7 protein-coding genes are annotated in these 12,628 nt (G+C 35.4%); 4 read left to right on the top strand and 3 right to left on the bottom strand.

All coding sequences use genetic code 11. The features are described from left to right. Positions 1-600: 600 nt before the first annotated feature. The 3 genes from ACWGOQ_RS10410 to eutB all read left to right on the top strand — a co-directional run bounded on the left by ACWGOQ_RS10410 (position 601) and on the right by eutB (position 4,520). The gene (locus ACWGOQ_RS10410; RefSeq protein ID WP_452058263.1) at positions 601-1,191 is read left to right on the top strand and encodes a DUF4136 domain-containing protein; all 591 of its coding nucleotides are present in this window, start codon (positions 601-603) and stop codon (positions 1,189-1,191) included. Positions 1,192-1,244: 53 nt separating this feature from the next. After that, positions 1,245-1,847 (top strand): DUF4136 domain-containing protein, encoded by a 603-nt coding sequence (locus ACWGOQ_RS10405; protein ID WP_452058264.1) that lies wholly within the window; start codon positions 1,245-1,247, stop codon positions 1,845-1,847. Between the two features lie 342 nt (positions 1,848-2,189). Beyond that, on the top strand, positions 2,190-4,520 hold the full coding sequence (gene eutB, locus ACWGOQ_RS10400) for an ethanolamine ammonia-lyase subunit EutB (RefSeq protein ID WP_452058265.1): 2,331 nt from the start codon (positions 2,190-2,192) through the stop codon (positions 4,518-4,520). 76 nt (positions 4,521-4,596) lie between these two features. Here the strand turns inward: eutB and purL are convergent, their stop codons facing one another. From purL to ACWGOQ_RS10385, 3 genes are all read right to left on the bottom strand, one after another. Continuing rightward, positions 4,597-8,265, bottom strand: coding sequence for a phosphoribosylformylglycinamidine synthase (gene purL, locus ACWGOQ_RS10395; protein WP_452058266.1), 3,669 nt, complete (start codon positions 8,263-8,265; stop codon positions 4,597-4,599). A 152-nt stretch (positions 8,266-8,417) separates the two neighbouring features. Beyond that, positions 8,418-10,229 (bottom strand): endonuclease, encoded by a 1,812-nt coding sequence (locus ACWGOQ_RS10390; protein ID WP_452058267.1) that lies wholly within the window; start codon positions 10,227-10,229, stop codon positions 8,418-8,420. A gap of 20 nt (positions 10,230-10,249) precedes the next feature. After that, positions 10,250-11,458 carry an RsmB/NOP family class I SAM-dependent RNA methyltransferase gene (locus ACWGOQ_RS10385; RefSeq protein WP_452058268.1) on the bottom strand — a complete coding sequence of 403 codons (1,209 nt, stop codon included), beginning with the start codon at positions 11,456-11,458 and terminating at the stop codon, positions 10,250-10,252. A 76-nt stretch (positions 11,459-11,534) separates the two neighbouring features. On the opposite strand from ACWGOQ_RS10385, the gene ACWGOQ_RS10380 reads away from it, so the two are divergent. After that, the gene (locus tag ACWGOQ_RS10380; RefSeq protein WP_452058269.1) at positions 11,535-12,593 is read left to right on the top strand and encodes a WD40/YVTN/BNR-like repeat-containing protein; all 1,059 of its coding nucleotides are present in this window, start codon (positions 11,535-11,537) and stop codon (positions 12,591-12,593) included. Positions 12,594-12,628 lie beyond the last annotated feature (35 nt).

The following is a 12,628-nucleotide window of genomic DNA, read 5'->3' as shown; positions in this document are numbered from 1 at the left end:
TAAAAAACAATATTACTGTATAAATCTTGATTAAATTACCTTTTGTTACCAGTATATCAATATTGTCGTTACATATATAACAGTTTCTTTGAAATAAACCCGAAATTGTTTGAAACCAAAATTAAATTGTGATCGGATTGTTATTAATTTTTTGATCTGTAATTAAGTATTCATAAAAGCTTTTACCAAGTTCAATTAGTTTTTGAAATTATCAGAAGTCTTTTACAAAATTTTCACCTCACTATATATGGTTTTCAGTTTTGTAGATTCGTTAAAGGTTTTTATTAATGGTAATAAAGTAATGATTTTTCTTTTTCAAAGTCAAATTAGGTTATCAAAAAGGATAAATGATCCCTTAATTTTCTTCAATAAGGATCAAAATGTGCCCAATCGATTACAACCTTTTATCGGATAAGGGCTTTTTTTAACAATTCGTTTCAATTTGTTTTAGTAATTGTACCCTCCAAATCTTAAATTATCTAAAAAAAGAGCTGTAAGAATCTACTTTTGTTAAGGAAAATCAAACTTATGATTAGGGTTAAACTTGTTAACCAATAGGATGTAAATTAAATCTCATAAAACCTTAAAAAAAATATCAAAATGAAAAAAATTATTCCAACATTGTTTTTCGTATCAATTTTTATTTTGTCTTGTGGACCTGCTGTACAGACTGTAAATAAAAGTGATAAGAATTTAAAAAAGTACAATTCGTTTGCTTACCTACCAAACAGTAATGTAGGCGCTAAAAATCTAGGTTATGATGACGAAACCATCGGTATGTCTGTAATAAAAAGTGTAAACGAAAACATGAAGAAATCCGGATATGTTCTAGATAGGGATAATCCAGATTTACTAGTGTTAATTCGTACGAAGACTGATGTAGAAAAAGTCACAGATACAGATCCGGTTTATGCTACATATCCTTATACTAGTTCTATACCGGTTAGTCCTTATTATGAACCTTATTATTATAACACTTACAATCAATATAATAAAATTATAGGTTATGATACTGACGTATATAAATATAAAGAAGGAACTCTTATGGTAGATTTAGTTGACCGAAAGACTAAAGAAATTGTATGGAGAGGAACCGCTTCGGATGAAATTTATTCAAATAATAATTCTAAAGCAATATCACAATACGTAGATGATATATTTGAAGAATTTCCTACTGTAGCAGGATATTGATAAACTGATTGAATGCAAACTACATATTTTAAAAACCTATAAATAAATATATTATGAAGAAGGTACACTACCTAATGATCGTTTTGGTTTCTGCAGCCTGCTTAATCGCTTGTGGACCTAGGTTAGATACTGCTAAGACGACTAAAAATGATCTTAAAGATTATGAAACCTTTGCTTATTTACCCAATAGTAATTACGATGCTAGCGATTACACACCACTGGATATCGAGAAGACTATTGTTAAAAGTGTTAATAAAAATATGAAAAAAATGGGATATAAACTGGATAGAACAAATCCCGATTTACTTGTTTTAATTCGTAAACGCAAAGATACGGACGCAGATATACAAACCGATAATTTGTATGCTACCTATCCTTATGTTAGTGTGTCGGCCATACCAGTTAGCCCACAGTATGATCCATATTACTATCTAGATTATGATAAAATGAACATGATGGTGAAATATGATTCTGAAATAGATATAGAGAAAGAGGTGCTGATGACCATTGATCTAATCGACAGAAAAACCAAAAAAATGGTTTGGAGAGGTAGTATTAAGGATGAATTAGACAATACAAACGTAACAGATGCAATGGCATCTAATGTTGACCGATTATTCACATTATTCGGTACAGAAACTGTTGCGGGCTATTAAATTTTAAGAAAACATTCTTTGAAAGAAACCTTCACCCTTTATATGATGGGTGAAGGTTTTTATATGAAAGTTTCATAGCAATTAACACGAAATTGTATTATTAGATATAAAACTTATAGTCCGTTTTGTTTTCTTTTTTAATGTTTTAATATCTTTTTTTTCAGTGAGTTATGCTGTTTTTTTATATCTTTAAAAGAAGCTATTGCCCACGAAATAAATTTTTTTATAAAAAAATAAATTTCCCTCCCTTTAATTACTAAATCAATATAAACGAGAGGTGTTGTTTATTAATTTCGTGTTTATTGCATTTGCTTGTTCGGTCGCTAACAAATTGAATATCTAATGAATCGTTTAAATCGTAAAAAATTTATGGCACATATGGGAGTTATAACTTCTTCTACTATCTTATTAAGTGGGTGTAATTTTTTGACCAAATCAGATAAGATCTTACCGGCAGAATTGAAAGCCCTTAGTAAACCACGGGTAGAGGAGGATGTTTTTGCATATATAGAGCGTGTAGAAGGAGAATTTAGTCTTGATCTATACCGGCAAATTATAGGGTACGCGAATGAATTTAAAGAAGGTGATCAAATTCTGGGTTTATCGGCTACTGATAAAGATTCAAGAAAGTATGCTCGGATATTACTGTCGAACACGAAAATTAAAGATCTCGATCAACATAGCTTATATAATGATGCAATTTTTGAATTAATTAAGAAAACTACTTCAGATAATACTCCTTTTATAGAAAACTGGACGCTTGGAAACTTAAAACAATATATTCTTTCTCAATCAGAGGAAACTATTAAAGAAATCATGCCGGATCTTAGTAGTGATGTCATTGCTTGTGTAGTAAAACTTATGAACAATCAAGAATTAATAAGCGTAGGAAAGAAGATTTTCAACCCTTTACCCAATAGTAAAATAGGAAGCAAAGGCTATCTAAGTGCACGTGTTCAACCCAATTCTCCTACAGATCACATAGATGATATTATTTGGCAAGTATTTGATGCCTGGTCATATGGTGTTGGTGATTTGATGTTAGGAACAAATCCGGTTTCCAGTACACCAGAGTCTGTTGGTAAAATAGAAAATGCATTGTATGATATTATTTCCACTTTTAAGTTAAAAGAGACAATACCGAATTGCGTGTTATCTCATATAGATGTTCAGGCTGCTGTAGAAAAGGAGCAACCAGAGACAACCGGTATTTGGTTTCAAAGTATAGCAGGAACTGTAAGCGCTAACAAAACTTTTGATGTTACTATTGATAGGATGTTAGATCATATTGGTAACCGAAAAGGCCGATATGGTTTGTATGCCGAGACTGGTCAGGGAGCGGATTTTACCAATGGACATGGAGAAGGTTTTGATATGGTAATACATGAATCCAGAAAATACGGTTTCATCAGAGCGCTCAAAGCACAAATGAGTACAACAAAAAAAAATGACGAGATTCCATGGGTTTTTGTAAACGATGTTGCGGGTTTTATTGGCCCTGAAGTCTTTAAAACCAAAGAACAATTAGTAAGATGCTGTATAGAGGACACGGTTATGGGAAAACTTCACGGACTCTGTATTGGATTAGATATCTGTTCAACCTTGCATATGGAAGTAACATTAGAAGATTTAAATTGGTGTATCGAACAGATTATGCCTGCAAATCCAGCTTATTTAATGGCGTTACCAACCAAAAATGATCCTATGCTTAGTTACCTTACTACTGCTTTTAGTGATCATGTGAGAATTCGAGAGCAATTTGGGTATAAGGTGAGCGATGGAATGTGGAATTTCTTTAAGAAAATTGAAATTATCGATGCTAATGACCAACCAACTGCTCATTTTGGTGATCCCATTTGGGTATATTATCAATATTGTTTGGCAAAGAATGATATACGAAGTAAAACCGAAATTTATGTTGAAGGAGCAAAGCGAATTGAAGAGATACAAAATCGTGGAGTTCCTATAGCACAAGGTTATGGTGAAAATATCTGGGATTTAGAACCATCACTCGATCAAAAGATGCATAAACTTTATGAAGATGCTAAAGTAAGCCTATGGTCAGAGATGACTGACGATTTTATAAAAAGTATACCAGCATCTTTAGCTATACGAACCAAATCATTGAATAGGAAAGATTATGTATATCATCCTACATCCGGAGAGGGATTACATGCAGAATCTATTAAGCTCCTTACAACGATGCGGGAGGAATGGAGTGATACAATTCCAGATGTTCAGATAATTATCTCGGATGGATTGAACGTAAGAGCTTTGATGGATAAAGGGCATTTGATTCCTTTTTTGCAAACATTACAGGATTCGTTAAAAACTAAAGGATATCTGGTTAATGATAAAAATCTTGTAATCACCAATGGTCGAGTTCGTGCTGGGTATGCTTGCGGCGAAATTCTTTTTGGAACACAAAGAAAGGGGAAAAAGAAAAATGGTGTGATCCATATCATTGGAGAACGACCAGGCTCAGGTCATCACAATTTCTCAGCCTACTTTACAGCAGCTTCTTTTAACTCTTGGAGTGTAAAACGCACCGTAGATCATGATATTTCCCGCGTTGTATCCGGAATTTCGGATACTGCTTTACATCCATATGAAGCAGCGAAGGAGACCGTTGCTATTTTTGATCAATTATTCCGAAAACCTGAATTGGTCTGATATTAAGCAATATAAAACCAAACCAGTATATGTTTTCAATTCTTTATTAAAAAAAGCATTGTATTATAAAGGTGAGTTATAACCTTTCTTCAACCCACAACCGAGCATTTACAAAAGCTTCTATCCAAGGAGACACATCATCTTGTCTTTCTAGCGGATAATTGGCCCAGTTCCATTGAAATGTAGATCGTTCTATATGCGGCATCATAACCAGATGTCGACCGGTTTTATCGCACATCATAGCCGTGTTATAATCGGATCCATTGGGATTAGCTGGATATCCTTCATATCCATATTTTGCAACAATACGATATCGATCTTCAGAAAGTGGAAGGTTAAACTTTCCTTCTCCGTGTGAAATCCATACGCCTAATGTGCTTCCAGCCAAAGTGGATAGCATAACAGAATTATTTTCCTGAATTTTGACAGAAGTAAAACCACTTTCGTGCTTACGAGAATCATTATGACGCATTTTTCCATGTTCACTATGCTCAGGATTTATCACCTCCAACTCCATAAAAAGTTGACAACCATTACAAATGCCAACTGATAAGGTGTCTTCTCTTTTGAAAAAGTTTTTTAGCGCAGTATTTGCTTTTTCGTTATAAAGGAAAGCACCCGCCCATCCTTTAGCAGAACCCAAAACATCACTATTAGAGAACCCTCCAACGGCACCAATAAACTGAATGTCTTCCAGTGTTTCACGACCTGAGATTAGATCAGTCATATGGACATCTTTTACGTCAAAGCCGGCAAGGTACATTGCGTTGGCCATTTCACGTTCAGAATTGCTTCCTTTTTCACGAATGATAGCAGCTTTTGGTCGCTCGACTACGCTCGGGATAACAGGTAGCTTACCTGTAAAATGTTTCGGAAACTGATAGTGTAACGGTTGATTTGCAAAATTATCAAAACGATCTTGTGCTAGATTATTCGATGTCTGTTTTTGATCCAAAAGAAAAGAGGTTTTAAACCATACTTTTCTTAAAGCATCCACATCAAAACTATGAGAATCATTAAAGTTCCTGATTTCTAACGATGTCTTTTGGGTTACTTTACCAATATTAAAGAATTCAATATTGTTTTCAGAAAGCACCGTTTCAATATTTGAGTCAGCTGTGCTTTGAAATACAATACCTGCATTTTCTGCAAAAAGTAATTTAGTAGTATCTTTTTCCTCTAATTCTGAAAGATCCAAAGTTGCACCTATATTAACATTGGCAAAACATAGCTCTAATAGGGTTGTAATTAAACCGCCAGAAGCGACATCATGACCAGCAATGATTTTTTGTTCTTTTATTAACTGCTGAATTACATTAAAAGTGTTTTTGAAATTTTCTGGTTTGCGGATAGTGGGTGTTTCTGAACCTATTTTATTAATTATCTGTGAAAAGGAAGATCCTCCGATTTTGTAGGTATCTTGTGATAAATTGATATAGAAAATGTCTCCACCATTTTTTTGAAGTACCGGTTCTACTACCTTAGTAATATCATTGCAATTGGCAGCTGCAGATATGATAACAGTTCCTGGGGAAATTACTTCCTCATCTGGATATTTCTGTTTCATGGAAAGAGAATCTTTACCTGTAGGGATATTGATTCCTAAGTCAATAGCAAAATCTGAAATTGCTTTTACCGCCTTATACAATCTGGCATCTTCGCCTTCATTTTTACAAGGCCACATCCAGTTGGCTGATAAAGAAATAGATTGTAATCCATCTTTTAGTGGCGCCCAAACGATATTTGTCAAAGCTTCGGCAATAGAATTCCTACTTCCTGCCTCAGGATTGATAAGCCCTGAGATTGGAGAATGGCCAATAGAGGTCGCGATACCTTCTTTAGAGGTATAGTCTAACGCCATTACGCCACAGTTATTAAGTGGTAATTGTAATGGTCCCGTGCATTGTTGTTTGGCGACTTTTCCTCCGACACAACGATCTACTTTATTCGTAAGCCAATCTTTGCAGGCAACCGCTTCTAATTGTAATACCTGCTCAAGATAGATATGGATATTTTCTTTTTGGTAAGAAACATCCTGATAATTACGATCAGTTGTTTTATCTGTCATAATTGTTTTAGGAGAACTACCAAACATATCTTCTAACGCCAGATCCATCGGTTTGTCACCTTTGGTTTTAGATTCAAAAGTAAAGCGATTATCACCAGTCACGTCACCTACTTGATAAATTGGAGAACGCTCACGTTCTGCAATTCGTTCTAAAGTATCAAAATCTTTCTGTCCTATAACTAATCCCATACGTTCTTGGGATTCATTACCAATAATTTCTTTTGCAGAAAGTGTTGGGTCACCAACTGGTAGCTTATCGAGGTCTATTTTTCCTCCGGTTTCTTCTACTAATTCCGAAAGACAATTAAGATGCCCTCCTGCACCATGATCGTGTATAGAAACGATAGTGTTTACATCACTTTCTACCATACCCCGAATGGCATTTGCTGTACGTTTTTGCATCTCGGGATTAGAACGCTGAATGGCGTTGAGTTCAATACCACTACTAAACTCACCTGTATCTGCAGAAGAAACCGCAGCTCCACCCATACCGATTCTATAATTTTCTCCACCAAGGATCACGATTTTATCACCGGTTTCAGGAGTGTCTTTTAGAGCTTGTTCCGCTTTTCCATATCCGATTCCACCAGCCTGCATAATTACTTTGTCAAATCCTAGTTTACGAGCATCTTCTTCATGTTCAAAAGTCAGTACTGATCCTGTAATTAACGGTTGTCCAAATTTGTTTCCAAAATCAGATGCTCCGTTTGAAGCCTTGATTAAAATATCTACTGGAGTCTGGTATAACCATTTTCTTTCTGCTACAGCTTGTTCCCACGGTCGATTTTTTTCAAGCCTAGAATATGAAGTCATGTATACTGCTGTTCCAGCCAATGGTAAAGAACCTTTTCCACCTGCAAGACGATCTCTGATTTCCCCACCAGAGCCGGTAGCCGCTCCATTAAATGGTTCTACCGTTGTAGGAAAGTTATGCGTTTCGGCTTTTAGTGAAATGACACTATCGAAAGGTTTTTCTTCATAAAAATCAGGTTTATCTGCACTCTTTGGTGCAAACTGCGTTACTTTAGGTCCCTTTACAAATGCTACGTTGTCTTTATAAGCAGAAACAATATCATTAGGGTTTGTTTCTGAGGTTTTTTTTATTAATTTAAACAAAGAAGTAGGTTGCTCTTCTCCATCAATAATAAAGGTACCGTTAAAAATTTTGTGTCTACAGTGTTCTGAATTGACCTGAGAAAAACCAAATACTTCAGAATCCGTTAATTTTCTTCCTATTTTTTTTGCTACTTCTTCCAGATACCCAACTTCTTCAGAACTTAGCGCTAAACCTTCAGTTTTATTGTAAGCTTTGATATCTTCTATTTCCAGAATGGTTTCAGGTTCAATTTTAATAGTAAATATGTGCTGGGTTAAGCCAGCATATTTTTGGGAAAGCATAGGGTCGAAATCTGTGAAACTTTCAGATACATACTGAAACTTCTCAATCCGAATTATTCCTTCGATTCCCATATTCTGTGTGATCTCTACCGCATTGGTACTCCAAGGAGTTATCATTGCGGCTCGTGGACCAACAAAAAAAGCGTCGATAGACGCCAATGAAATTTTAGGTTGGTTGCCAAATAACCACACTAATTTTTTAATATTTTCAGTCGAGATTTCGTTAGTGGTTTGTACCGCAAATACGTTCTCATTTTGGTTTCCGAAGAAATGGATCATGCTCCCAGACTTTGTATTGTTTTTAATAAGCTGCAAATTTACTATTTTTCTACAAAAAGTGCGTTATAAAACTTAAATCGAATACCATAGTTATTCACTAAATTTTGAACAGTCACCTGAAATAAAAAAACGGCTAATAGCCGCTTTTTATCTTATCGTATGATCACCTTTTTGGTAATACTTTGCTGAGATGAAATTAGCTCAATAAGTAACATTCCCTGAGGTAGATTAAACAGCTGTATAGTTTCTTTGATATTCTTTTTAGAAATGATTCGTTTACCTGTAATATCGTATATGTTTAATTCACTAGTATTGTCGCTAGGTATATTAATGGTAATCGTGTTGTCTATAGAAGGATTTGGATATATTGATAGATCATCTATATCAAGGTCATCAACTCCTAAGGTAGGGTCATAACAAGTCCAGGATAGATCATCGATGATAACTCTGTCACTGGAAGAAGCCTTGTCAGTAAGTAAAACTACAATATTTCCTGTAACATTAATATTATTTATGGTTGTTGTTTCTTGCATATCACTATAAGCTATTGTGCCTACAGCTGTTCCATTGACTCGTACGGTAAATGTTCCGCTACCACCACTAAATGCTCTGATTGCAGTCACCGTTAGTGAGCCAATACCTCCTGAGATGGAAGGAGAAATAAGCTCGCCATCTCTTATAGTAATTGCTGCACCTGCTAGGGTTTGATCTGTTCTTGCATCAGTAGCAGTCCAGGTCCCTCCATCGTCACCAGTCCAAGTACGTGTCATATAGGAACTGGATGCAGATCCAATATTGGAAAAAGTCTCTGACACGCAGATACTATTGGTACTGCCCTCTATGGTAGTTCCATTTACAGCATTACTTTGTGCAGATTCATTTCCTGTTGCGTCTTTTGCTAAGACGGTAAAAGAGTACGTAGTCTCAGGACTTAAACCGCTTATGGTAGTCGTCGTCGTAAAAACGGATTTATTGAAAGCTGAATTTACATAGATATCATACTCAGTTACACCGATATTGTCAGTAGAGGCGGTCCAAGAAAGATCAATACTATTAGAGGTTTCATTAAATACTGTTGCATTGGTAGGAACCGTCGGTGCTTCTGTGTCTGTAGTGGAAGTCCATATCATTGCTACATATTCCGGATGATCAATAAACGGATTTCTATTATTTTGTCTTTCAAAAATGGCATTGTTCCTATCTATTTCTCTGGTTGATACAGGGTCTTGATTATGCCATGCTAAAAGAATATTTAAAAATGTCTGATCAAATGCCTGATCGCTGGTGCCATTAAACATGGTATACGAATAACCAGCTATATTATCTTCATAACGTGTGGCAAAATAAAAGTGCATTCTGGCGATGTCTCCTTTAAATTCGTCGATTGGTTCGAAAACGATGCTCGTATATCCTGCAGAGTATCCTTCATCTAAATTAGTGCCTTTTTTAGAACCATTAGTTGTTGTTAGAGTTGCGTTTTCGACTCTTCCGAAAGGAAAGCTACCACGCTCACTATTTACAAATTTATCAGAAGGTACTACAAAATGTGCATCCGAACGTTGCGGAGTTGCCTGACTAAATACGGATTGCGGAATGATGTGCTCTCTATTATAGAATTGACCTTCTGAAGTTCCACCAGAACCAGGATCCTGATCCGTAAAATGTGTGTATTCTTTTACCTCCATACCGATAGGATTCTCGGTATACATATCCAGAACAGTGCCGTTATTTTCATAATAAAAATCAGAATCTGAAGTTACATAGGTCGTGTATAATGCTGCGTAACCGAGATCTGTAGATTGAAATTCTGGAGTTAATCCGTCATTATCACTATCAATAATGTTTTTTAATTGTGTTTTTAAGGTAAAACCCGATCCAGATGCAGAGTCATAATATCCCGATGGTACTTGACTGAAACTAACGTAAAATGCAAAAAGCGCAATAAAAAGTAATTTTGTTTTCATTGTTTGTTGTGTGAGATGTGTTATTTTTTTTCTAACAATGCCATATAAAATCCATCGTATCCGGATTCTGAAGAGAGTACTTTTTTATCTTTTACAAAGATAAATTCTTTTCCTATTTCTTTGGTTAAGAATGCTTTTACCTGATCTTGGTTTTCTGAAGGCAAAATAGAACAAGTAGCATATACAAGTTTACCACCTGGTTTTACCATTTTGGCATAACTTTCTAGAATTTGTGATTGTGTTTGTTTGATTTTTTCCAGAAATTCTGGTTGTAATTTCCATTTGGCGTCTGGATTTCTACTTAAGACTCCTAATCCGCTACAAGGTGCATCGATCAAAACACGATCAGCGCTACCGTGTAATTTTTTAATATCCTTAGTGCTTTCTATGGTTCTTGGTTCTATATTATGTGCACCGGCTCGTCTTGCTCTTCTTTTCAGTTCTTTTAATTTATTACTATAAATATCCAAAGCAATAATCTGACCTTTATTTTCCATCAGAGCTGCTAAATGTAACGTTTTTCCTCCGGCTCCTGCACAGGTGTCTATTACACGTTGTCCAGGTTTTACTTCCAGAAAATCAGCAACCAATTGAGAAGATGCATCCTGTACCTCAAATAACCCATTTTTAAAAGCTTCTGTAGAAAATACATTCGCTCGTTCTGTAAGTTGAAGGGCTGAAGGATATTTTTCAATAAACCCTGTGTCAATATTTTCATCCTCTAGAATACTTCGGAGTTTTTCTCGGGACGTCTTTAGCGAATTAGCTCTTAAGACTACAGGAGCTTGTTGATTTAACGCAGCAATTTCTTTATCCCATTGAGCACCTAGTTCTTTTTCACCCAATTCATCCATCCAATCCGGAATAGATTCCCTAAATTTTCTGGTATTACTAAGTTCATCAAAACGACCTTTAATACGTCGGGTTGGTGTAGGAACAATTTGTTTCCAATCTGGCAATGAAATCCCTCTTAATGTAGCCCAAACGGCAAATATTCTCCAAAGATTCTCTCTGGAAAAAGGTTCAGAAACATCAGCAATTTCAGCATACAAACGTTTCCAGCGTACAATGTCATATACGGTTTCGGCTACAAAACTGCGATCACGTGACCCCCATCGTTTGTCACGTTTCAGTAATTTTTGAACTACCTTATCGGCATAAGCTCCTTCATTAAAAATTTCACTAAGTCCATCAATTACTGCAAAGACCAGATTTCTATGTAAACGCATCCTTTCATTTTTTAAGGTTTGCAAAGGTAGTTCTTTGCTTTAGAATAGTATTATATTTGATATAAAAATATTGAAGATGAGATTTTTACCAGTGTTATTGATAACTGTTTTTTTTATCAACTGTAATTCTAAACGTAAAGAGGTTATTAAACACAGTTTTTCTAAAGTAATATTAGAGCCTTTTTTTGAAGATTCAGTGAGTATTAGGGCTATTGAATTATGTGAGAATCTGTTACTGTTTGCTGGTAATAATGGTATGTATGGAACTTTTGAAATAGATCATGAATTCAATGTAAAAAATAAAAAGATTGAGTTTGTAAGTTTTGAAGGAGAGGAAATTCATTTTAGAGCGATTGCCGATACAGAAACTAGTTTTTTTTTAGTTAGTATTGCATCACCAGCGCTACTATACAAAGTAGATAAAGGTACAGGAGAGCGGAAGTTGGTTTACAGGGAAGACCATGAAAAAGCATTCTATGATGCCATAGCTTTTTGGAATGACCAAGAAGGAATTGCGATGGGAGATCCAACAGATGGATGTTTGTCTATTATTATTACCAGAGATGGAGGCGAAACCTGGCACAAAGTTCCTTGTAGTAGTTTGCCAAAAACCATAGAGGGAGAAGCTGCCTTTGCAGCTAGTAACGGAAATATAGCAATGGTAGGAAGCAATGTTTGGATCGTTTCTGGTGGAAAGAAATCCAGAGTTTTTTACTCTACGGATAAAGGCATTAGTTGGAGCGTTTCGGAAACTCCAATAATTCAAGGTAGCGAAACTACTGGAGCATATTCGGTAGATTTTTATGACAATAGTAATGGGGTGATTTTTGGAGGTGATTATACAAAACCGCAGGAGAATAAAAAAAATAAAGCAATAACAACAGATGGCGGTGATACTTGGAGTTTAGTAGCCGATGGGGTAGGTGCTGGATATAAAAGTTGTGTTCGATATTTACCTAATAGTGGAGGTAGAGAAATGGTAGCTGTTGGTTTTACCGGGATATCTATTTCTAGTGATTCTGGACATTCCTGGCAAGATATGAGTAGAGAGAGTTTTTATACTATCAGATTTATAAATGATAGTGTAGCGATTGCAGCTGGAAAGAACCGAATTGCAAAATTATTTTTTAAATGAAAAACATAATATGGGGATAACGAAAGCTCATTACG

The organism is Aquimarina ulvae, from assembly GCF_053613295.3.
The sequence above is the reverse complement of the archived record's forward strand: the minus strand, read 5'-3'. Positions and strand labels throughout refer to the sequence as shown.